This is a genomic window from Formosa sp. S-31 (assembly GCF_051172795.1).
Lineage (GTDB): Bacteria > Bacteroidota > Bacteroidia > Flavobacteriales > Flavobacteriaceae > Formosa.
In genome coordinates, this window is the sequence record NZ_JAENDK010000007.1 from 111167 (window position 1) to 135746 (window position 24580).

The following is a 24580-nucleotide window of genomic DNA, read 5'->3' on the forward strand; positions in this document are numbered from 1 at the left end:
ATCTATTCCCTGTTTATTATTTAGATGTCCTTTTATTTGATTTTATGACAAATAATACGATTGTAACTAATAAAAACTTCATAAATTTGCGCCGAATTTAATTTAACTAAAAAATGAATAATAACACTTTATTAAAAATTGCAAACGACTTTGGAAGTCCGGTGTATGTGTACGACTCTGAAAAAATAGTGTCTCAATATAAACGTTTAACATCTGCATTTAATAAGGTGAAACAGTTAAAGATAAACTATGCAGTAAAGGCCTTATCGAATATTTCTATACTTAAATTAATGCATACGCTTGGCGCCGGATTAGATACGGTTTCCATTCAGGAAGTGCAGTTAGGTTTAAAAGCCGGATTTGCGCCGGAACAGATTATCTTTACTCCTAACGGAGTGTCTTTAGAAGAAATTGAAATGGCATCTAGTTTAGGTGTACAAATTAATATAGACAACCTTTCTATTTTAGAACAATTTGGAACTAAGCATCCTAAAATACCGGTTTGTATCCGTATAAACCCTCATGTTATGGCTGGTGGTAATGCTAATATTTCTGTTGGTCATATCGATTCAAAATTTGGAATTTCGGTTCACCAGATTCCTCACATTTTACGAATAGTTGAAAACACCAAGATGCACATTAATGGTATACACATGCATACAGGAAGTGATATTCTTGATATAGACGTATTCTTATATGCTAGTGAAATTTTGTTTGACACTGCTAAACATTTTAAAGATTTAGAATTTTTAGATTTCGGTTCAGGATTTAAAGTACCTTATTCTGAAGGTGACATTGAAACCAATATAGAAGAATTTGGTACTAAACTAACCAAACGTTTTAACCAGTTCTGTAAAGAATATGGCAAAGATTTAACTTTAGGTTTTGAACCAGGAAAGTTCTTGGTTAGTGAAGCTGGTAAATTCTTAGCTAAAGTTAATGTGGTTAAGCAAACTACTTCTACTGTTTTTGCTCAGATAGATTCTGGTTTTAATCACTTAATTCGTCCGATGCTTTACGGATCTCAACACGTAATCAAAAACATTTCGAACCCGAAAGGTCGTGAGCGTTTTTATTCAGTAGTGGGTTATATCTGTGAAACTGACACATTTGCGAACAACCGCAGAATAAACGAGATTAACGAAGGTGACATTTTATGTTTCGACAATGCCGGAGCATACTGTTATTCCATGTCTTCAAACTACAACTCTCGTTTCCGCCCTGCCGAAGTGCTTTGGCACAAAGATCAGGCGTTATTAATTAGAGAGCGCGAAACTTTTGACGACATTATTAAAAATCAAGTTGAAGTAACTTTATAACAGTAAAAAAGCGTTAACCGAGGTTAACGCTTTTTTTATGTCTTACCAATTCTATTTCACTAGTTTTTGATTAGATCTGTATTGTAAAAACCTCCCATATTAACTTTTCTACCTTGAGATTGTTCTACAATTAAATTAGCTATTGTATTTAAATTACGGAGTTCACAAATCTGAACTGATAATTTAGATCCAACATATAATTCATGTGTTGAATCTTCCACATATTTTAAGTGTTTCGCAGCTTCCCTTAATTTACTATCAGTACGTACGATTGCCACTAAATCGGACATTATATGCTGTATGGTATTTCTGTAATGCGTAATTAATATTAACTCTTTAGGTTTCGAAGTTCCTTCATCGTTCCAAGCCGGAACATCTACCTCATCCACATTCAAATTATTCTGAACTGATATAATATCATCCGCAATATGGTTTGCATACACCAAAGCCTCCAGTAAAGAATTTGAAGCCAGACGATTGGCCCCATGTAATCCTGTACTGGAACATTCCCCAGCCGCATATAAATTTTTAATTGAAGTCAATCCATTTTTATCGACTTCTATACCTCCACAGGCATAATGGCAAGCTGGCACAACCGGAATCATATGCTTTCTTATATCGATTCCTATCTCCAGGCATTTTTCATTAATATTTGGAAAATGCTTTATAAAAGCGTTATAGTCTAAATGCTTACAATCCAGATATACGTGCCGGTCTCCTGTGGCATTAATTTCATGGTCTATGGCACGTGCAACCACATCGCGCGGGGCAAGTTCGGCACGTTCATCTATATCGAGCATAAAACGTTCGCCTTTCTTATTTCTTAAATAGGCACCAAAACCACGGACTGCTTCTGAAATTAAAAATGACGGACTTTGCTCCGGCTCAAACAAAGCCGTTGGATGAAACTGAACAAATTCCATATCCCTTATCTTTGCCTTGGCCCGACAAGCCATAGCAATACCATCTCCCGTAGCAATTAACGGATTAGTAGTTGAAGCATATACCTGACCGATTCCTCCAGTACATATAATGGTTTTGGCCGCAATATATGGTTCTATAGCGTTGGTTTTCTGATTTAAAATATAGGCCCCGTAACAGCCAATACTTTCTTTCGTATCAACATTTTCACCTAGTTGATGATCTGTAATTAGGTCTATTGCAAAATGGTAAGGCAACAATTTTATATTGGTTAAGCGCGCTACTTGTTTTAACAATGTACGCTCCACCTCCAGCCCGGTAATATCTTTATGATGAATAATTCTGTTAGCTGAATGTCCGCCTTCCTTACCTAAATCAAATTCTCCTTCTTTCCCGTAGTCAAAATCTGCACCCCAGGATAATAATTGATTCATACAGGCTGGCGCCTCTTCGATTACCATTTTTACAACTTCAGGATCGTTGTAGTACTCCCCTGCTATCAAAGTATCTTTAATATGATCTTCAAAAGAATCAAGTTTATCCCAGACTACCGCAATACCTCCCTGAGCATATTTGGTATTCGATTCACTCTCGTTGGCTTTTGTTACTACAAAAACCTCCTTTTCCGGCATCTCCTTTGCCAGGCGAATAGCTGTGGTTAACCCTGCAACTCCAGACCCCAGAATTAAAACGTCTGTTTTAAATGTACTCATGTCTATTTTGATGAAATCTCCAGCATACGCTGAATTGGCAATAAGGCACGTTTCTGAATAGCTTCATCCACATGCACATCCGGTAACTCATACTTCATACAGGTATACAGTTTTTCCAAAGTATTCATTTTCATATAGGCACATTCACTACACGCACAGGTATTATTTTCTTTTGCAGGCGCAGGAATTAAATGCTTATTTGGCACCTCTTTCTGCATTTCATGAAGAATTCCTGCCTCAGTAGCTACAATAAACTCATCTGCAGGACTTTCTTTTACATAATTAATAAGTCCGGCTGTAGACCCCACATATTCGGCTATCTTCAATAAATGTGCTTCCGATTCTGGATGCGCTATGATTCTGGCTTTCGGGTGTTCTTTATGAACCGCCAGTAATTTATCCATAGAAAAAGCTTCATGCACAATACAGGCGCCGTCCCATAATACCATATCGCGTCCTGTTTCCTTTTGTATCCAGGCCCCTAAATTTTTATCCGGTGCAAAAATAATAGGCTGATCTAAAGGCACTGAATCTACAATTTTTCTTGCGTTGGATGACGTCACACATAAATCGCTGATTGCCTTAACTTCTGCCGAAGTATTTACATAAGTGATAACTAAATGGTCTGGATATTTTTTCTTGAATGCTGCCAAATCTTCTGCACTACAAGAATCGGCAAGAGAACAACCTGCTTTTAAGTCGGGTAAGATTACTTTTTTAGATGGATTTAAAATTTTTGCTGTTTCGGCCATAAAATGCACTCCGGCAAATACAATTAAATCTGCATCAGTCTCAGCTGCCTTATAAGACAACCCTAAACTATCTCCTACATAATCTGCTAAATCCTGTATAACAGGCTCCTGATAATAATGCGCCAGAATTACGGCGTTTTTCTCTTCTTTTAACTTTTTGATTTCCGCTACATAATCAATCTCCTGAGCTGTTTCCTTTACAGGAATATATCCCAGCTCCTTTATACTATCTTCTACAAAGTCCATAATTACATTATAAAATAAGCATCAAAAATAATGAATTTTATAACGTTATTTTAATCTTTACTTAAGGTATTTTCCCATTAATAGTCAGGCCTACGTTAAGGATTTAAAATTTAGAAGCATGTGTTTTGATTGCGTTTTATCAAATCAATAATGAAAGTCTTAGTTATTAACAGTCCCCATAAAATGATTTACTTTCGAACTTATTGAATTTCCCGAAGCTCTTCTGTACGCAGCAATTTGTCCGCAATGCCATACAGCATCCTCTATTGGACCGTTTATAGCATTCCAGAATGGCACGGTTTTATCGCCATTAGGACTTCTGAACACCATATTAAACTGCTCCAGATTATCTTCTTTTGATATGATATTTGAAGCTGTTTTTAAATTCTTTAGGGTTTCAGACCTTAACTCCACGTAAGTCATTGGCTTTTTTAAAGTCTCTTTTATGTGTGGAACTTTTAAAGCTGCATCCCGAATTACTGTCGACAAGTCATATATATGCTGAAGGGTTTCCAAAGTAGATCTGCCTTCTTCGTTTAATCTATATTCTAGGTCTTTTGATGTTAAAGCTTCAGAAACCCAGTAGTACCGAAAGCCCAACCCGTCTATTAGACGTGCTGCAACAGTTCCTGCTGTATAATTCTGGGCATACTCCGTAATTTCATAATATGGTAATTCTGAATTTTCCTGTGCTCTCATTGTTGAAAATTGCATGAACAGTATTACGGCAATTAACAGTTTAAATTTCATATTTAAATCCCGTATTTATCAAACATATAGATTAAAGCGGTCATCGAAGCAGCTCCTAATTCTAATTCTCTGCTGTTAATAGCCTCAAACGTGTCGCTCTCGGCATGATGATGATCAAAATAGCGTTGAGAATCTGGCCGCAGACCAACAGTAACATTAGCATTTGTTTTTAATGGTCCCACATCAGCTCCGCCATGCCCTTTCTCAAAATAATGAATTAAATAGGGTTTAAATAATGTCGTCCATGTTGAAACTTTGTCTAAAGTAGAGTCCTGGCAATCAAAAGAGAATCCTCTGGGTGTAAATCCTCCAGAGTCACTTTCTAGAGAAACCACGTGAGTTTCCCCTTTTTCTTTAGCTACTTTAGCATATTCTGTTGCACCGCGCAGCCCGTTTTCTTCGTTCATAAACATTACCACACGAATACTGTGCTTAGGTTTAATGTTTAAAGTTTTAAACAATCTTAAAACCTCCATAGATTGTACAATACCAGCCCCGTCATCGTGTGCTCCGTCTCCCAGATCCCAGGAATCCAGATGCCCCCCTACAATTAAATATTCATTCGGTTTTTCCGAACCTGTAATTTCACCAATAACGTTATACGACTTTACATCCTCTAACTGCTTACAATTTTGTCTAAAATAAAACTTAGCGGTTTTATCAAGAGTTAAAACATGACTTAATAAATCAGCCTGTTTGGTACTAATTGCTGCTGAAGGAATTCGTTTACTCACAGGCAAATCGCCATAAGACATGCTCCCTGTATGTGGTAAATCATCAATTTTCAGACTCATGGATCGCACGATAACACCAACCGCACCATATTTTGCAGCTTCTTCAGCCCCTTTATAGCGCTGATTCACACAATTACCATATGCCCTAAAGGTATCTATTAATTCGACTTCCATAGGGCGGTTATAAAATACTATTTTCCCTTTAATGTTGGCTTCCCCGAGTTTTTCAAGTTCCTCGAAGTTATGAACTTCAACAAGCTCTGCCTTTAATCCCAAAGCCGGTGTTGCCACAGAGCCACCTAAAGCACAAATATTAACTTCTGTAGTTTGTCCACTTGACGATTCAAAATAAGCATACTCTTTTGCTCCCCTTATCCATTTTGGCACCATAACCGGTTGTAACCATACCTTATCCAGTCCTATTTCTTCTAAAGATGCTTTACCCCAGTCTACAGCACGTTGTGCATTTAAAGATCCGGACAAACGTCCTCCTATATTGTTAGACAAATAGTCCAGCCAGTTGTAAGCCTGATGGTCTTGCAGGGCTTTATTATAGATAGTTTTAAACACAGCTTCGTCGGTCTGAGAGAAAACCGAACATGATAAACTTAAGGCTAATGCAGCTATTGTTTTTTTCATGGGGAATATTTGTAAGATTTAAGGCTTAAATATAACAGTATAAACCGTTTTTTAACACAGAACCTGAAATAAATTTATTCGTTTTCCAGTTCAGATTTATATAATTCAAGATTTCGTTTTACGCTTTCTTCCAGTTCCGGTTCTTTTATATCAGTATAGGTTTTCAAAGTTTCATAAAGAATTGTTGCCACTATTAGACGAGCTGTAGGTTTATCATCGGCAGGTATGTTATACCAGCGTGCATGAGGTTTCGAGGTTCTGTTTATCGCATCTTCATAACAGCTTTGATACGCATCCCACAAATCGCGTTCTTTTAAATCGTCTGCAGAAAATTTCCAGTTTTTCTCAGGCTTATTCAAGCGTCTTATAAGTCTGTTTCGCTGTTCTGTTTTAGACAGATTAAGGAAACATTTAAAAATAATGGTACCGTTATCGGCTACATGCTGTTCAAAATTATTTATTTCTCTAAAACGACGTTCCCAAAACGCATCATTTACATCGCTTACCTCATTAATTCCGGGAATGTTTTCATTTAAAATATACTCAGGATGGACACGGGTAACCAAAACATTTTCGTAATGTGTTCTGTTAAAAATACCAAACTTACCTCTGGCCGGCAAACAGATATAATGACGCCACAGATAATCGTGTTTAAGTTCTAAATCGGTTGGCGATTTAAAACTATGAGCTACAATTCCCCGGACATTAAAATCTTTAAAAACTTCCCTTATCAGACTATCCTTACCGGCAGTATCCATACCCTGTAAACACAATAAAACCGAATACTTTCCATGAGCATACATTTTATCCTGAAGTTTCCCCAGTTTCATCCTAACCTTTTCCATTTTCTTCTGAATTTTCCTTGCTGAGGTATTCAGATCAACTTTAGTTTGAAGGTTCTTAATGAATATCTGAGAGTCTATTTCGAAGTCTTTAATTTCAATTTTCTTCATAAGGCATTACATCGGTTTATGTCTTCTAAAGATAGTAAAAACAAAAACGCTTTAAAAAACAGCCTGTTTCTATTTTTTTATTAATTTTATGCTACCTATTCATAACCCCAAATACTATGAAACAACTCTACACTCTTGGTGTGGCCTTACTCTTGTGCACACCTTTTAAAGGATTTTCCCAATGTTCTGATGTTCAATCCGATTTATCGTATGCGTACTCCCATGTTAAAGATGCTTTCGAAGCGAATAATTTAACGCATCTGCAATATTACGCTAATCGATCTTTAAAAGCTTTTGAACGTGCTCAGGACAAATTTAAAACCTGCAAATGCGAAGTGGCTAACAATCTAACTTACGACAATATTGAAACATTGGAAAAAGTAGATCGAGCTAAAACTTTTGAAGACGCCCGTTTTTTTATCAAACGTGCCATTGAAGGCGCTAAAAACACAATGAATGCCTTGGATAAATGTACGGCTGTAGGAGCTTCAGACTTACCATTAGTCAACAACTCTACATCTTTAGCCTCTGCAACACCCTCTGCTCCGATTATAACGTCAAGTTCTGTTAGCAATGATCAACTGAAACTTGCCGAGCAAAAAGAACTGGAATTACGCCAGATTAAACAATTGTTAATCGGGCAAAATAAAGCAATCGTATTATCTAATATTGAAGTGTATAACAAGGCGCTTGAAATCTGTGATTGTAAATCTGAAGTTTTAGATATTACTCAAAACGAAGAAGAAAACGAATTGATATCAAAAAGTATCGACCAGATTAAATCGCATTACTTAAATACATTAAAACAATTAACTGCAAGTTATTTATCGCAGTTAAATCAATGTGCCGATAACGATTAATCTCAATAAAAAAGCCCTTTAATATTTTATTAAAGGGCTTTTTTCATTCTACTACTTAGAGGCGTACAGCTTTACGTCATGCTCTGTAACTTCTGTGTTACTTAAAATAATTAGGCGTTCCACCACATTTCTTAATTCCCGAATATTCCCTGTCCAGTCATAATCCTGAAGCAGACTTACAGCCTTTTTCGAAAATTCCTTTTTACCTATACGCTGTTCTGCAGCTATTTTTCCCGAGAAATAGTCTATTAATAACGGAATATCCTCGCGTCTGTCGTTTAAAGCTGGTACCGGAATTAAAATCACGGCCAATCTATGATACAAATCTTCTCTAAATTTCCCGTCTTCTATTTCCTTTTTTAAATCTTTATTTGTAGCTGCAATTACACGAACATCCACCTTAATATCTTTATCGCTACCTACGCGCTGCACTTTATTTTCCTGTAAAGCCCGTAGCACTTTTGCTTGTGCAGACAAACTCATATCTCCAATCTCATCCAGAAAAATAGTTCCTCCATTAGCAGCTTCAAACTTCCCGGCTCTATCTTTATTTGCACTGGTAAAAGCCCCTTTTACATGACCAAAAAGCTCGCTTTCTATTAATTCGCTTGGAATAGCTGCGCAGTTTACCTCTATCATAGGCCCTTTAGCGCGATCACTTTTCTGATGTAACCAGTGCGCTACTAATTCTTTTCCTGTCCCATTAGACCCCGTTATTAAAACACGGGCCTCGGTAGCGGCAACTTTTTCTATTATGTCTTTTATATTTGAAATGGCTTCGCTTTCTCCTACCATTTCATAATTCTTACTTACCTTGGTTTTCAGAATTTTATTCTGAACTACAAGATCTTTTTTATCTAAGGCATTTCTAACGGTATTTAGTAAACGGTTTAAATCCGGTGGTTTCGATATATAATCGAAAGCACCTAATCTCATTGTCTGCACTGCTGTATCTAAATCGCCATGCCCGGATATCATTACCATTGGTATTTCCGGCTTCACAAGTTTTGCTGCTTCTAAAACCTCAACGCCATCCATTTTAGGCATTTTAATATCACAAAGCACCAGATCGTAATCTTCGTTCTTTATTTTTTCGATTCCAATTAAGCCATCTTCAGCTTCTTCAACCTGATAAGCTTCATTTTCTTCTGTAAGAATTTTAGTCAAAACCCGTCTGATCGCCGCTTCGTCCTCTACTATTAATATTTTTGGCATATAATTTTATTTATACTCTAGTATCTTATTAGCTCTAAAGTAAGAATTTTAAACAAGATTATTCTTTTTTAAATCAGGAGTCGACACCACGTGAATATCGCGTTGCGGAAATGGAATTGCAATATTATGTTCCCTAAACAGTTTATCTATTTTAAATCGCACATCACTTCTCGGGCCTTCCCCCAAAAAACTATCCCGTAAAGTAAATACCACCCTAAAGGTAAGTGCACTGTCTCCAAAATCTAAAAAATGCACTTTAGGTTCAGGGAAATTTAAAATTTCAGGAATGTCTTCTATAGATTTTAGCAGCAAACGTTTTACCAACTGAACATCGCTACCGTAAGCCACACCAACCGTAACAGAATCTCTTGTTTCCTTTCCGTTTTGTGTCCAGTTATACAGGCTGTTCGCCAGAAAAATATGATTAGGAATTATAATAACACGATTATCTATGGTAACTGCCCTGGTCGTTCTTAATTTAATTTCTTCTACACGCCCAACTTTATCTTCAATTTGAATGATATCTCCAACATGTACGGATTGATCTACTAAAATAAAAACACCTGAAATGATATCTTGAATCAAAGTCTGTAAGGCAAGACCTACACCTATTAATAACGCTGCTGAAGCCGCAAAAACTGCGGTAACATTTATTCCTATGGAATGAAATGTTATTAATAATATAATAAGATAAATAATCCAGCTACCATAAGAAAACAACATATCGAACTTTACTTTGTCATCTTCAGGCAGTTTTTTAGAAACAACTTTACTAAAAAATCTAAGTAGTCTTTTAGTTATTATAATTACTATTATTATGACAAATATTCCTTTTACAGAAACAGAAATGTCTTTTGTGATGTGAAATGTATAATTAAGAAAATCCAGAATTTGCTTCATCCCTAATATTTAATCCATTTTATTAATTCTTTATATGTTGGCTTTTTACCATACATTAAAATTCCAACTCGGTAAATCTTGGCGGCAAACCACACGGTGAACAAAAATGTTCCTAACAAAATTAATAAAGACAGTAATTGCTCCCAAATAGAAACACCAAAAGGAATACGCATGAGCATAACTACCGGAGAGGTAAAAGGTAAAAACGAGAATACTGTAGAGACCGTTCCGTGCGGATCTTCTATCACGGTAAAAAACCCAATATACACTGCTAAAATTAACGGCATAAGCAGTGGCAGCACAAATTGCTGCGTATCTGTTTCATTATCTACAGCAGCTCCAATAGCGGCGTACATAGAACTATATAACAAATAACCACCTATGAAAAACAACACAAAAGCCAGAATTAAATTACCCATTGGTAAATTCAGGAAAGCAGTTATGACCGCCTGAGTATTTTCACTCATAGCCTGTCCTTCCATTGTCTGCTGTACTATTTCCTGCTGAGGTGTTTGCATATGTGTTAAATCTATTCCGAAAATTATACTCACTAAAAACATGAGCACTCCTCCCAAAATAATCCAGATTATAAACTGAGTGATTCCAGCCAATGAAGTTCCTATTATTTTACCCAGCATCAACTGAATTGGTTTTACCGATGAAATAATGACTTCGATAACCCTGCTTGTTTTTTCTTCGATAACAGAACGCATTATCATGTTTCCATAAATAATGATAAACATAAATAACAAATATCCGGCAGCCCCACCAAATACCAGTTTTATAATACTTTCTTCTTTAGAAGTAGTTTCCCCGGCGTAATTTTCCTGAAAAATATCAACGTTTATTTTTGAAGATGCTATTTTATCCAGATCTACACCCTCCTGAACCAATTTAACATCGGTTAACGATTTCTCCAGTTTATCTTCTAAATCTGAAATCACAGAAAGAGAAGGAGACTCTTCAGAATAAAACTTTATATGATCTTCCAGATAATTGACATCCAGACTTTTTTCAATATACAACAAACCATAATCTTCCTCAGCCCTTACCAAAACTTTAGCCGCTTCAAGCTCTATCCTGTCTAATATTTTATATTTGGTGGTTTCTGTATCTACAAAAGCATCTTTTACCAAACCGGATTCGTCCAATACAGCAATAGTACGCACCTTTTCGCTATTTACCTGAGACAGGTAAGCCACTACTGCAATTAGTGTAATTAATATAACAGGACTTAAAATAGTCATAACAATAAACGCTTTATTTCTAACCTTAGTTAAATATTCGCGTTTAATAATAAGTGACAGATGATTCATATTAACTATTATTCTTTACGGCTTTTATAAAAATATCGTTAGTACTAGGCAATAATTCAACAAAATGAGATACTTCCCCCTTGGTCGTTAAATAGCTCAATAAGTCGTTTGGTCTTTGACTTTCGTTTAACCGCACATTTAATTTTAACTGTTCGTCTATGGTTTTAAATTGAGCCGGAGATACATTAAAGGATGTAGCTATTTCTTTGTGTAAAGCCTCCACCTCATGTGTTTTTATTCCAATCTCATACGTATTGCTTTTAAACTGGCGCTTAATATCTGTCAATTTTCCATCGAGAATTTTATTCGACTTATTAATTAACGCAATATGGTCGCACAACTCCTCTATAGATTCCATGCGGTGAGTTGAAAAAATTACCGTAGCACCTTCATCTCTCAATCTTAAAATTTCGTCTTTAATTAAATTGGCATTTATAGGATCGAACCCTGAGAAAGGTTCATCAAAGATTAATAATTTTGGCTGATGCAATACGGTAACCACAAACTGTATTTTTTGAGCCATCCCTTTAGATAACTCCTGAATTTTTTTATTCCACCAGTCGCCAATTTCTAAACGATCGAACCAGAAATGCAAGCGTTTTTTAGCCTCAGATTTACTTAAACCCTTTAACTGAGCTAAATACAAAGCCTGCTCCCCTACTTTCATCGATTTATAAAGACCGCGTTCTTCTGGTAAATACCCGATATCCTGTATATGATGGTTCTGTAAAGGCTCGCCATCTAATATAACATGTCCCTGATCTGGAACTGTTATCTGGTTTATAATACGAATTAATGTGGTTTTTCCTGCTCCGTTAGGTCCCAGCAAACCAAAAATACTGCCTTTAGGAACTTGTATAGAGACCTTATTAAGCGCAGTAAATTCACCAAATTTTTTAGAAATGGTATGCGCTTCTAATATGTTGCTCATTCGCGAGTTTAGTTAATTGAGGATGTAAATATATTAAATGTAAACCAACCGTATTAACATAACCAAAAAAAGTGGCTCAAAGCCACTTTTTAACCGATTATTAAATTATGGCATCTCAAAAAAATCCCTAAAAACACAAAACCCACCCTTAAACTTACATTTAAGGGTGGGAAAAAAATTGCTATGAAAAAGAAAAATTATCACTAAAGTCAATTAGTAATATTCCAAATATAATACTTTAAATTAAAAATGCTTTAAAATTTTAATATATTTTTTAAAAAATAACCAAAATCAATTCCTTAAAACATTAAAATCGCAATTCAGAACTAAAACAGACATTGTTTAATACCCTACATAAAAAAAAGCTCCATCGAATACGGTGGAGCTTTTTTTTTTATAATCTACTTAGTTGTTTAAGAAAACATATCTTTTACTTTCTCAAAGAATGACTTATCAGAACTTTCTGGTTTTGGAGAAAAATGGTCATCTTCCTTCATCGCCTCGAAAAATTCCTTTTGTTGCTTACTTAGCGTTTTTGGTGTCCACACATTAACATGTACTAAAAGATCACCTTTTCCATAGCCGTTAATGCTTGGAATTCCTTTTCCGCGTAAGCGTAATATTTTTCCAGATTGCGTCCCTGCCTCAATTTTAATTCGAACCTTACCCGTTACAGTTTCTATTTCTTTAGAAGTTCCTAAAATAGCATCAGGCACGCTAATATATAAATCGAAATGTAAGTTATCGCCTTCTCGTTGTAAACTGTTGTGCTCTTCTTCTTCTATAGCCACCAACAAATCGCCTGCCAAACCATTAGCTCCCGGTGCTTCATTACCTTTACCGGTAACTTTTAACTGCATACCATCTACAACTCCAGCCGGAATTTTAATAGAAACGGTTTCTTCTTTTACAATTAAACCCTGTGCATCTGCATCGTTAGGCTTTTTGTCTATAGTCTGTCCTGAACCACCACAGGCCGTACATGGCGATGCGGTTTGCATACGCCCTAGAATAGTATTTGTAATTCTAGTAACTTGTCCAGATCCATTACACGTAGAACATGTAGTATATGTTGTTCCTTCTGCCTGAACTTTACGTCTTACTTTTACTTTTTTCTCTACGCCGTTTGCAATTTCTTCTAAAGTAAGTTTTACACGAATTCTAAGATTACTTCCTTTGGCACGACGTTGACCGCCACCAAATCCCCCACCAAAGCCTGAGAATCCGCCACCACCGCCAAAAGCGCCGCCAAAAATATCTCCAAACTGACTAAAGATATCGTCCATATTCATATGGCCGCCACCAAATCCGCCACCGCCTTCGAAAGCCTGATGACCAAACTGATCGTAACGCGCCTTCTTATCGGCATCGCTTAACACCTCGTAAGCCTCGGCTGCTTCTTTAAATTTAGTTTCAGCTTCTTTATTATCCGGATTTTTGTCAGGGTGAAATTCAATCGCCTTTTTCCTGTACGCCTTTTTTATTTCTGCTGCAGAAGCGCTTTTACTAACTCCTAAAATTTCGTAATAATCTCTCTTCATAGTGTGTGTCACTTTCGACCTTTAAAAAATGTTTTCGTAATATTTTATTACAAGTACTTATTGTCCGATTACAACTTTAGGGAAACGAATAACCTTATCTCCTAATTTGTAACCTTTTTCAATAACATCTATAATTTTACCTTTTAACTCTTCGCTTGGTGCCGGAATTTGAGTAATTGCCTCGTGATGGTCTGCATTAAAAGCATCTCCTGCGGCAGCTTCAACTTGCTCTAAACCTTTGCCTTTTAAAACGCTTTTAAGTTTATTACTTATTAATTCCACACCCTTTAACAGGTCTTTTTCCTCAGTTTTAGATATTTCAATATAAGCTCTGTCAAAATCGTCCATTACCGGTAAAAGTGCTTTCATAACATCTTCGTTCGCTGTTTTAAACAGCTCTACACGCTCTTTGGAAGTTCGTCTTTTATAATTTTCAAACTCTGCAAATAAACGTAAAAACTTATCTTTTTCCTCTTTAAGTTTTATTTGCAGTTCCTCTTCAGCAGAAACAGTTTCAGTTTCAGCAGCCTGCTCCTCTGCCTGTTCTACTTGCTCTTCTATATTTTCGTTTAGAATGTCTTCCTGATTATCTTTTGTACTCATGTCTTTTTTACTTTAAATAAACACTATCGATGAATGGCAAAAGTACTGCCATGTTTCGATATTTGCCAAAATGTCACAAACATTTTCGATATAAATTTTATATCGGCATACTATTTTATTTATTTTTGAGATTAAACCCTAAAATAAACATTATGAAAAAAGGTCTTTTAACCGTTTTAACAATGGCATGCATTGCTACAACTCAAATTAGCTGCAAAAATGACACCAAAAAAACCGAAGCTACGGCTGCCGAGCCAGTTGCAGTAGCCGATAATACGGCTGTAAAATATAAAATTGACACCGAGAAATCGACAATAGAATGGAAAGGTTTTAAACCTACAGGAACCCATTTTGGCACGATAAAAATTGAAAACGGTGTTTTAAACACAGAGAATGGAGAACTAATAAGTGGTACAGCCCTTATTGACATGAACAGCATAAATGTACTTGATGCTGAAGGTAATATGAAAACCAATCTTGAAGCCCATTTAAAAGGAACTGTTGAAGGAAAAGAAGGCGACTTTTTTAATGTAACGCAATTCCCTAGTGCAGCCTTTGAAATTACTGGTTTAACAAAAGACGAGACCGGTAAGGATATTTTATCTGGCAATCTTGCCTTAAAAGGAATTAAAAAGAACGTTTCGTTTCCGGTGACTATTTCAAAAACAGGAGACCAATTAACTTTGGTGAGCGAACCTTTTACTATAGACAGAACGCAATGGGGTATTAATTTTAAATCGAAATCTGTGTTCGATGACCTTGGAGACAAGTTTATAAACGATGATATAGAATTAAAAATTACGGTTAACGCTATCTAATAACAAATTAAGTATAACCTAAAAAACAAACGGCACCAATGATATTTCAATGGTGCCGTTTTAATTATACTCTTTGCTAACCTTAACTCTAATGCAATTCAAACTATTTTAAAACAAATTGCGCCTGTAAAACGCCCATCCATTTTCTGTCGGTTTGAACATTTAATCCATCTATTTCAGAGAATACAGGACGATGTTCTGCACCTAAAGAGAATTTTACTTTCTGATGTTTTACATACCAGTTCAGGCCGAAACCATAACAATACATCAACTCATCCAAAGCGTCAAAATCGCTTAACTGACCGTTAGCATACATCTGGATATTTTTCCATTGCCCTTTAGATGTATTTTGTCCTAACAATAATCCCATTTGGTAAAACACAGAATTCCCAGTACCTACAGCGGGGAAACCATTTCCTTTTCCGTTAATTTCAGCTACTGAACTATCAAAACCACTTGCCGGATTATCCACACCAATCATTCGAATATAGTCCGGACCTAAATCGTAATTAAAATACCCGACATACCCGGAAAATAATCGTGCAAAAGACGTTTGTATTGGTAAATCCCAGAATACATCGGCAGACCACAATTTCATATCTTTATAAGTCTGCTCTCCTTGCTCGAGTCCTACTAAAGCGTCTTTCTGATATTTAAATCCCAATCCGGCAGACAATAATTTTTTCTCTCCCAGATAAGTTCCTTTAAAATTAGGACTTAAAGCGCGTTCTTTTTCTAAAAAATCGTATTTAAAATATCCTGTGTATTGTAAATTCAACTTATCATATTCAAATTCGTATTTCCCCTCTTCTAAAGCAGGGATGCTGGCTCCGGTATATGAATTTTTATAAGGATCGATGATTCCGACTCTATAATCTAAACGCCCGATATCGCCAAACAAAAACACTCCAGTATTTCTTGTAATGTCATCAGTTCTGTTTAATGTAGGCTGAGCTATCAAAGGTAAATCAATAGCCAACATTGTGGTTGTAGACGGCGCTGTTAATCGGGATAAACCATCCCATGTAGATTTCCCTACAGCCAAATTTATTGCATCTGAAAATTTATAAGTTCCATATACATCCATCTCTTTAATTAGAGGCGATTTTGTAGTAACTTTATTGTAATTATTTTCTCCAAAAATAGCGTAAAACTTAAATCTGTCCCCCACGCTCCAGACAGAACCCAAACGCAACCTTCTAAGCGATAAATCGTAGCTATACGATTTAAAATGTCCATCGTCATCAAGACTTCCCGGATTCCATTGAGTGTAAGCGTACCAAACTTGTCCAGATGCACTTAACGCCAATTTTATATCGGGATTTTCGCTTAACTGCCAGGCTAAATTTCCTTTTTTAGCAACTTTTTTTTCCTGAGCTAAAAGTTTTCCATTCAGAATGAATAAAAAACAAATAAAAACAAGATTTTTTAAGGTTAAAAGATCGAAAAAAAACGCTTTTTGAAGATAGATTTTTAAGTATTGCATTTGGATAATTTAAATTCTAAAACTAAAACGTTTGAAAACGTCTTATTTTCACAAATTGCTGTTTTTCAACAACATAACCAACAAAATTAATACATCGCATGAGACTAATCTATGACTTTTGTCATTATTTCTCCTTAGGATAGGTCGTATCTTTATAGTATAAAAATAATTCGACATGAAAACGATATCCACAATTTTAGTCCCATTTGATTTTTCTGAAGTGGCTACCAATGCTTTGAAGTATGCGGTTCATTTTATTCAAAATGACCCTAATGCAAGAATTATATTGGCACATGTAGTCGAAGGAGATATTTCATTGGAAACCGAAGACAAATTAGAGCAAATTGTAACCCAATACAGTAATTCACTAACAAATCCAATTGTATCAATCATTGCAAAAGGAAAAATAATAGATGCCCTACTTCATTTACAAAGTAAAACTCCTGTAGATTTAGTAATTATGGGAACTTGCCCGGACAAATCCGATTGTCATTTACAATCTAAAACGTCTGATTTTGTTCTTGAAGCCCAATGTCCGGTAATAGTTATTCCTACAGATTACACAAAAATCGATGTTAAGAAAATAGCATTAATTATTGACAAAGAAAAAATTCATAACAACGAAGTATTAAATGTACTTCTTGACGTTTCAAGACGATTTAATGCCATTGTTAGTGTATTAACCATAGTGAAAGAAGACGGCGGTTATGGATATACAGAAAATGATGAGAAGAATGAAAATGATATTATTTATCATTTAGAAAATTTCTACTCACATCATGCCTTTATTGAAGATAAAGATATAGTACATGGCTTATTTAATTATGTTGAAGAAAACGACATAGATCTCGTGGCCATTTTACCAAAAAATCATGCAGAAACCCCTATAACATCACAAGGAAAACTAACAAAAGCCTTGAGTCAGCAAACTAAAATACCATTATTAGCAATAGACCTTTAAAAACAAAAAAGCATGTCTGCATTAGCCCTTAAATTCTGTATGCCATCACCTGTACTAAACCAGCAAAGTTACACATCAAACTTAGCTGTTATGGTAAAAATGCAGATATGCTTTTTTGAAAAACTATCAGACAAATTAATAGCAACAAGGCCTGTAATACTGCCCGTTACAGGCCTATTTTATGCTTTAAAATTAAAAAACAAACGCAAAACCACATATATACCAAACCACTCTGGCAAACATGATATAAGTAAACGACTGATTGATTCGCTGGTTATTCAAGAGGAAAACCTAACATTTAAATAATTACATTATGGAAACAATATTAGAACAACAAAAAGTTCATGATTTAAGACAATATGGTTTTAATGGTGTTAAATTAAAGTGGAATTTACCTCCTGAAGAACTACAAAAAATTACCCTTGATAAAAACATGGGTACAGAAACTGAAAACGGAACTTTATGTGTCAACACCGGAAAATTTACTGGTCGCTCCCCTAAGGATCGTTACTTAGTTAAAGACGATTACACTAAAGATAAAGTATGGTGGGGACGCATAAACAAACCAATTTCTCCCGAGAATTTTGAGTTACTTTATGACGAAATCACAAATTATTTATCTGGCAAGGAACTTTACATCCGTGACGGTTATGTTTGTGCGCATCCGGATTACCAGATGAATGTAAGAACCATTACGGAATACCCTTGGTCTAACTATTTTGTAAAAAACATGTTTTTACAATTTACCAACGAGGAAGATCTGGAAAACTTTGAAGAAGAATGGTTAGTTGTCTGTGCACCTGGATATTTAGCTCCAAACCCAACAGAACTAGGATTAAATGACGGAAATTTTTCCATTTTAAACTTTAGTAAAAAAATTGCATTAATTGGAGGTAGTGCCTATACCGGCGAAATTAAAAAAGGCATCTTTTCTGCCTTAAATTTAATATTACCAATAGAAAAAGACGTATTACCTATGCATTGCTCAGCCAATGTGGGACAAGACGGCGATACAGCTATTTTCTTTGGATTGTCGGGAACAGGAAAAACCACACTGTCTGCAGACCCAAACAGAAAATTAATAGGTGATGATGAACACGGGTGGACAAAAGAAAATATCATTTTTAATTTTGAAGGCGGATGTTATGCCAAGGTTATAGACTTAACCGAGGAGAAAGAACCTGATATTTTTCGAGCCATAAAACCCGGAGCCATGTTAGAAAACATTTGCTTTAAACCGGGCACAAAAGAAGTTGACTTTTCAAACAGTTCCATTACACAAAATACAAGAGTAAGCTATCCTATAAATCATATAGACAACATCGTTAGTCCGTCTTTCGCAGCTAATCCAAAAAACATTTTCTTTTTAACCTGTGATGCCTTTGGTGTTTTACCTCCTGTATCCAAATTAACTCCCGGACAAGCAGCGTATCATTTTATTTCTGGTTACACTGCAAAAGTTGCTGGAACCGAAGCTGGAATAACAGAACCTGTTCCATCATTCTCTGCCTGTTTTGGCGAACCGTTTATGCCGCTTCATCCTGCAAACTATGCAGAAATGTTAAGCGCTAAGATGGTAGAAGCCAATGTAAATGTGTGGTTAATTAATACTGGCTGGAGTGGCGGCCCATATGGTGTTGGTTCGAGAATTAAACTAAAATATACCAGAGCTATGATTACAGCTATCCTTAAAGGTCAGCTGGATAATGTGCTCTATAAAACGCATCCGATTTTCGGCCTGCACATGCCGGAATATTGCCCTGGTGTTCCTACAGAAATATTAGACCCTATAAACACCTGGTTACAAAAAGGAGAATACATAAGTAAATCCATTCAATTAGCACATTCCTTCCACATTAACTTCGACAAGTTTGCAAATCAAGCTTCAGATGAAATTGTTCAAGGAGGTCCACTAATTGATACACATCATACATTAGACGCAAATTTCTGATGTACTTTTTGAATTATTTTTATATAAAGGCTGCCGGGAGGCAGCCTTTTTAACTCTTAGTAAAATAAAAACTGATGTCTTGTAAATTAAGAAAACCAGTTCCAGGTAATTTTTAATCCTTCTGCAACTGTAAATTGAGGTTTATATCCCAACAAAGTCTCTGCTTTAGAAATATCTGCAAGCGAATCGCGAACATCACCTTGTCGTGCCGGTCCGTATTCCGGTTTTAAATTTGAATTTGCTGCCTCTCTCAAAGCATCCCACAATTGATTAACACTGATACGTTCTCCGCAAGCCACGTTAAAAACTTCGTTAGACGCTTCCTTAGGAGCAAAAAAGCTTCTTATATTAGCCTGCACTGCATTATCGACAAAAGTAAAATCGCGAGTTTGCTCCCCATCTCCGTTAATTTTTGCCGATTTATCTTCTTTTAATGCCTGCATAAATAAAGGAATTACCGCTGCATAAGCGCCATTGGGACTCTGTTTAGGACCAAATACATTAAAATAACGTAAACCTATAACATCAGTTCCATAAGTTTTTCCAAAAACATCGGCATATAATTCGTTTACATATTTTGTGACAGCATATGGAGATAATGGTTTCCCTATAACCGATTCTAATTTCGGTAAATTTTTACTATCGCCATAGGTAGAACTCGAGGCCGCATATACCATGCGTTTAACTGAATCGCTGTCTTTTACAGCTACAAGCATATTTAAAAACCCGTTAATATTGGCATTATTAGTTGCTATTGGGTTTTCTATAGAACGCGGAACTGATCCTAAAGCTGCCTGATGACTTACATAGTCCATACCTTTAACCGCTGTTTTACAGGTCTCCAGATCTGTTATATCGCCTTCCAGAAGTTCGAATGCCGGATTAAATTTAAACGCCGACAAATTTTCCTTATATCCATTGGAAAAATTATCCAGTACTCTAACCTTTTTGGCGTTGTATTTAAGCAAATATTCTACAATATTAGAACCAATAAATCCAGCGCCGCCGGTAATTAAAAAACTGGTGTCGGATAAATCGTATGGATGATAAACTGTATCGTACATGGCATTAGTTTTTATAAACGGGCATCGACCGTTTCTTTTGGCAATAAAGACTTAACATCAAATATTACACCATTCTCAGACTTCAACTTCTGAATATCCAGATCCAAAAATTCATTATGTGAAACTGATAAAATCACAGCGTCATAATTTGACTTTAGTTGCTCCTTATCGGTAAGCAATCCTAAACCATATTCATGCTGGACCTCCTCTTCAGACGCCCAGGGATCAAAAACATCAACGTTAACATGATATGTTTTCAATTCCTCTATAATATCTATAACTCTTGAATTTCTGATGTCCGGACAGTTTTCTTTAAAAGTAATTCCTAACACCAACACATTAGAGCCTTTTATTGTAGCACCTTTTTTAATCATTAATTTAACAGTTTCGGTTGCCACATAAGCGCCCATACTGTCATTCATTTTTCGTCCCGCAAGAATAATTTCAGGATTATAACCGGACTCAATAGCCTTTTGTGCCAGATAGTACGGATCTACTCCTATACAATGTCCACCGACAAGACCAGGCGTAAACTTGATAAAATTCCATTTTGTCCCTGCTGCTTCCAAAACCGCTTTGGTATCAATATCAAGAATTCTGAAAATTTTAGATAATTCATTTACGAAAGCTATATTAATATCGCGCTGGGAATTCTCTATCACTTTTGCAGCCTCTGCAACTTTTATTGAAGGCGCTAGATGTGTTCCTGCTGTAATGATAGATTTATATAGTTGATCTACTTTAGTAGCTACTTCAGGTGTGGATCCGGAGGTTACTTTTAATATCTTTGTTACAGTATGCACTTTATCTCCCGGATTTATACGTTCTGGAGAATAGCCCGCAAAGAAATCGGTGTTAAATTTTAATCCAGAATATTCTTCAAGGATTGGAATACAGATATCCTCGGTTACTCCCGGGTAAACTGTAGACTCGTATATAACAATATCTCCCGCCTTTAACACTTTCCCTACGGTTTCACTTGCCTTTAACAAAGGGGTGAAAATAGGTTTATTTAAAGCATCTGTTGGTGTTGGCACCGTTACAATGTAAATATTGCTGTTGTGTAACTCCTTTATATCTGAAGTAACATATAGTCCTGTATCATCCGAATTTGATGGTTTTAAAACCGCTTTCAATTCAGAAGATTCTATTTCTAAGGTTCTATCTAAACCATTATTTAATTCTTCAATACGTTTAGCATTTATATCAAAACCAATAACGGTGTATTTTTTAGCAAATTCTACCGCTAAGGGTAAACCTACATATCCTAATCCAATTATTGTAATTGTATCTTTTTCTCCCATATAAACTGATGAAAAACGTATATTTTAAAAATTCTAATACTCATTTGAATTCATAAGCTTTCAGTAATAAAGCTATTACACACTAAGTACGTATGTTTAAATGTTTTATCCTATTAAATTCGTTTTAAAAAGCGTTTTACTCGACCTATAACACCCTTATTTTTATCCCCATCATGGTACGCATTTCCATAAACACCATAACCATAGCCATAACCGTATCCATAACCATAGCCATACCCGTAATTATGATTTGTTTTATGCTTATAGAAGTTTAAAACAAAGCTAATATTCTTTACCTCTCCCACACGATATTTCGCATTAATTAGAGAAAGCATTCCTTTTTTAGTGTAATCCAGACGCACCATAAACATTGTGGCATCTGCAAATTGTGTTAACTGCAAGGCATCGGTAACCAGACCTAACGGAGGAGTATCTAAAATAATTACATCGTATTCCTTACGTAATTTAGCTATTAGATCGCTAATCACATCACTCATTAATAATTCTGAAGGGTTTGGCGGCACTGGCCCCGAAGGAACCACATCCAGGTTATCAATTTCTGTATGGAACGTTACTTCTTCAAGCTTATTTTCACCTATCAGATAATTTACCATTCCTAAATCATTGGAAATTCCGAAATCACCAAAAATTTTAGGTTTACGCAAATCCAGTCCCAGCAAAATTGTTTTTTTGCCCGACAGGGCATACACCGTAGCCATGTTAATAGACGTGAATGTTTTTCCCTCTCCACTTACTGAAGAAGTAATTAAAATGGTCTTACCTAAATTCTGATCTATTCCCTGACTTTTAAAAATAAACTGTAAACTTGAGCGTATAGATCTGAAAGATTCTGCAACTGCCGATTTAGGTTTTTCATACACCACAAGATTGTTATGATACCTGTATTTTCCAATTAATCCCAAAATAGGAATACGAGATAAGCGTTCCACCTCATCAGAACCATGAATGGTATTATCCAGTAAATAAATTACAAAAATGAAAAACATCGGAATAAAAAATCCCAGCATAAGCGCCATCATGTAATTTAGTGACTTATTCGGTCCTATTAAACCACCTCCTATGTCTTTAGCATCATCTATAGACGTGATGTCCGAAATATTCGCGGCCTTAACGATTGCTGCCTCACTACGTTTCGCCATATAAACATTATAGGCTTCCTGACTGATATCCAGCTTACGCTGAATTTTTAAAAATTGCTGCTGATCTTCTGGCAAATCACTAAGTTTTGCTTCAAGACTAGCCACCTGCCGTGATAAAGTATTTAATTGCAATCTTATGGTGCTTTTTGTAGCATCAATGGTTTCCAACAGCACTTTCTTCTCAGCATTAATTCGCCGATCTAAATCCTTAAACAGATCTGATCCTTCTTTTATGGTATACTCCAGACTTTGTCGTTCTATAGCCAAAGCAGTAATCTTACCAACGCTTTGCTGAATATTAGGCTCTTCTATTCCAACAGAAGACGGTGCAGCGATATTTACATAATTGGTCTTTGTGCGCAAATAATCTTCCAGAGCATTCAAATAATTCAATTTGGTTTGCTCTACCTCTTTCGCCATTTCATACTCCCTTAATCGAGAAGACACCTCCGACATTTCCGCTCCCACATCAAAAACCTTATTCTGTTTTCGAAATGAGTTCATCTCATCAGAAACATCTTTTAAATTAGAATTTACCTGAGCCAGACTACTATCTATAAATTTTATCGTGTTTGTAGCGTACAAATTCTTTCTATACAACTCCGTTTTACTTAAAATCTCGGTTGTTGCATTTAAATAATCTACAATTTTAGCTTTATTATGCCCAGATAATGACAGTTTTAAAACCGAAGAGGATTCCTTAGAAAACGGTCCTGCACTTATCGTGTTTTTGTAGCTATTTACAACCTGATCGAAATTCAAAAACCTAACAAAATACTCCGAATTCTCGACCATATCCTGTCCCGGTTTTACTTCCAAAGTAAAATTCGCAAAAGGCAATTCCACCGGCTCACCAACTTTAAACGCTTTTTCAAAAAGTCCTACAGGAAGGCTTACCCGTTCTGTATGTTTATCGCCATAAAACTGGACGGTTCCCCCTGGATTTTCAAAATTTGCAAAAACCTGATACTGTTGATTATTGAGAAAACGTATTCCCAAAGGAAAACCAAGTAACTGCCCCTTATTTTTATCTATAACAATCCGAAACGGTGCATTCTTGTAAATATCCTCTTTACGGTATTTACCCTCTTTTAAATAATCGATGTAGAACTGTAGTGAATCGACTACTTTCTCGTTATGACTTCGCGTTTGCAAGGTTGTAATCACCTTACCTACTTTACCGGAAACCCCGCCCCAGTTAAACGAAATACTTGTGTTTGCAGTAAAGAAAGGGTTTTGATCGTTTTCTACAGAAATTAACGAATCAAGTCGATAAACATTTTGCTTTCTAACATTTATTAAATAGGCTATAATTAATGCAACTCCAATACTTAATAACACCAGTTTCCAGAGGTTTAAAACCTTAAACAAATAGCCTCGAAAATCGAAGGTCATCCCTCCTGATTCCATTTGCTCCTGATCGTCAATTTCGTATTGAGTCAT

General features: G+C 35.8%; 21 protein-coding genes. 6 read left to right on the forward strand and 15 right to left on the reverse strand.

Going from position 1 to position 24580, the window contains the following annotated elements; all coding sequences use genetic code 11:
- The first annotated feature begins 113 nt into the window (after nt 1-113).
- Nucleotides 114-1319, forward strand: a complete 1206-nt coding sequence (lysA, locus tag I3217_RS08785) for a diaminopimelate decarboxylase (RefSeq protein WP_435049388.1) — start codon at nt 114-116, stop codon at nt 1317-1319.
- A 59-nt stretch (nt 1320-1378) separates the two neighbouring features.
- On the opposite strand, the gene nadB is transcribed toward lysA, so the two are convergent.
- The 5 genes from nadB to I3217_RS08810 form a co-directional block, all read right to left on the reverse strand.
- On the reverse strand, nt 1379-2953 hold the full coding sequence (gene nadB, locus I3217_RS08790; protein WP_435049389.1) for an L-aspartate oxidase: 1575 nt from the start codon (nt 2951-2953) through the stop codon (nt 1379-1381).
- A 2-nt stretch (nt 2954-2955) separates the two neighbouring features.
- Nucleotides 2956-3951 (reverse strand): quinolinate synthase NadA, encoded by a 996-nt coding sequence (gene nadA / locus I3217_RS08795; RefSeq protein WP_435049390.1) that lies wholly within the window; start codon nt 3949-3951, stop codon nt 2956-2958.
- Nucleotides 3952-4110: 159 nt separating this feature from the next.
- Entirely contained in the window at nt 4111-4701 is a 591-nt protein-coding gene (locus tag I3217_RS08800) for a hypothetical protein (RefSeq protein ID WP_435049391.1), read from the reverse strand.
- A gap of 2 nt (nt 4702-4703) precedes the next feature.
- Nucleotides 4704-6074 (reverse strand): M20/M25/M40 family metallo-hydrolase, encoded by a 1371-nt coding sequence (locus tag I3217_RS08805; protein ID WP_435049392.1) that lies wholly within the window; start codon nt 6072-6074, stop codon nt 4704-4706.
- Nucleotides 6075-6148: 74 nt separating this feature from the next.
- The gene (locus I3217_RS08810) at nt 6149-7027 is read right to left on the reverse strand and encodes a PPK2 family polyphosphate kinase (protein ID WP_435049393.1); all 879 of its coding nucleotides are present in this window, start codon (nt 7025-7027) and stop codon (nt 6149-6151) included.
- 116 nt (nt 7028-7143) lie between these two features.
- Between I3217_RS08810 and I3217_RS08815 the strand changes: the two genes are divergently transcribed.
- Nucleotides 7144-7887 (forward strand): hypothetical protein, encoded by a 744-nt coding sequence (locus tag I3217_RS08815; protein WP_435049394.1) that lies wholly within the window; start codon nt 7144-7146, stop codon nt 7885-7887.
- Nucleotides 7888-7938: 51 nt separating this feature from the next.
- On the opposite strand, the gene I3217_RS08820 is transcribed toward I3217_RS08815, so the two are convergent.
- From I3217_RS08820 to I3217_RS08845, 6 genes are all read right to left on the reverse strand, one after another.
- On the reverse strand, nt 7939-9102 hold the full coding sequence (locus I3217_RS08820; RefSeq protein ID WP_435049395.1) for a sigma-54-dependent transcriptional regulator: 1164 nt from the start codon (nt 9100-9102) through the stop codon (nt 7939-7941).
- A gap of 48 nt (nt 9103-9150) precedes the next feature.
- Nucleotides 9151-10002 (reverse strand): mechanosensitive ion channel family protein, encoded by an 852-nt coding sequence (locus tag I3217_RS08825; RefSeq protein ID WP_435049396.1) that lies wholly within the window; start codon nt 10000-10002, stop codon nt 9151-9153.
- Nucleotides 10003-10004: 2 nt separating this feature from the next.
- Nucleotides 10005-11318 carry an ABC transporter permease gene (locus I3217_RS08830; protein WP_435049397.1) on the reverse strand — a complete coding sequence of 438 codons (1314 nt, stop codon included), beginning with the start codon at nt 11316-11318 and terminating at the stop codon, nt 10005-10007.
- A 1-nt stretch (nt 11319) separates the two neighbouring features.
- Nucleotides 11320-12249, reverse strand: coding sequence for an ABC transporter ATP-binding protein (locus I3217_RS08835; protein WP_435049398.1), 930 nt, complete (start codon nt 12247-12249; stop codon nt 11320-11322).
- Between the two features lie 413 nt (nt 12250-12662).
- A complete protein-coding gene (gene dnaJ, locus I3217_RS08840) occupies nt 12663-13790 on the reverse strand; it encodes a molecular chaperone DnaJ (RefSeq protein WP_435049399.1) in 1128 nt (375 codons plus the stop codon).
- Between the two features lie 57 nt (nt 13791-13847).
- On the reverse strand, nt 13848-14393 hold the full coding sequence (locus tag I3217_RS08845; RefSeq protein WP_435049400.1) for a nucleotide exchange factor GrpE: 546 nt from the start codon (nt 14391-14393) through the stop codon (nt 13848-13850).
- 152 nt (nt 14394-14545) lie between these two features.
- Between I3217_RS08845 and I3217_RS08850 the strand changes: the two genes are divergently transcribed.
- On the forward strand, nt 14546-15211 hold the full coding sequence (locus I3217_RS08850; protein ID WP_435049401.1) for a YceI family protein: 666 nt from the start codon (nt 14546-14548) through the stop codon (nt 15209-15211).
- A gap of 103 nt (nt 15212-15314) precedes the next feature.
- Here I3217_RS08850 and I3217_RS08855 read toward each other — a convergent pair whose 3' ends face one another.
- Nucleotides 15315-16697, reverse strand: coding sequence for a hypothetical protein (locus I3217_RS08855; RefSeq protein WP_435049402.1), 1383 nt, complete (start codon nt 16695-16697; stop codon nt 15315-15317).
- A gap of 175 nt (nt 16698-16872) precedes the next feature.
- Between I3217_RS08855 and I3217_RS08860 the strand changes: the two genes are divergently transcribed.
- The 3 genes from I3217_RS08860 to pckA are packed head-to-tail and all read left to right on the forward strand — an operon-like array spanning nt 16873 to nt 19609.
- A complete protein-coding gene (locus I3217_RS08860) occupies nt 16873-17658 on the forward strand; it encodes a universal stress protein (RefSeq protein ID WP_435049403.1) in 786 nt (261 codons plus the stop codon).
- A 12-nt stretch (nt 17659-17670) separates the two neighbouring features.
- Nucleotides 17671-17964, forward strand: a complete 294-nt coding sequence (locus I3217_RS08865; protein ID WP_435049404.1) for a hypothetical protein — start codon at nt 17671-17673, stop codon at nt 17962-17964.
- Between the two features lie 7 nt (nt 17965-17971).
- Complete coding sequence (gene pckA / locus I3217_RS08870) at nt 17972-19609, forward strand: phosphoenolpyruvate carboxykinase (ATP) (RefSeq protein ID WP_435049405.1); 1638 nt, start codon at nt 17972-17974, stop codon at nt 19607-19609.
- Between the two features lie 86 nt (nt 19610-19695).
- On the opposite strand, the gene I3217_RS08875 is transcribed toward pckA, so the two are convergent.
- From I3217_RS08875 to I3217_RS08885, 3 genes are all read right to left on the reverse strand, one after another.
- Nucleotides 19696-20673, reverse strand: coding sequence for an SDR family oxidoreductase (locus I3217_RS08875; RefSeq protein ID WP_435049406.1), 978 nt, complete (start codon nt 20671-20673; stop codon nt 19696-19698).
- A gap of 11 nt (nt 20674-20684) precedes the next feature.
- Nucleotides 20685-21977, reverse strand: coding sequence for a nucleotide sugar dehydrogenase (locus I3217_RS08880; RefSeq protein ID WP_435049407.1), 1293 nt, complete (start codon nt 21975-21977; stop codon nt 20685-20687).
- Nucleotides 21978-22090: 113 nt separating this feature from the next.
- The gene (locus I3217_RS08885; protein ID WP_435049408.1) at nt 22091-24580 is read right to left on the reverse strand and encodes a polysaccharide biosynthesis tyrosine autokinase; all 2490 of its coding nucleotides are present in this window, start codon (nt 24578-24580) and stop codon (nt 22091-22093) included.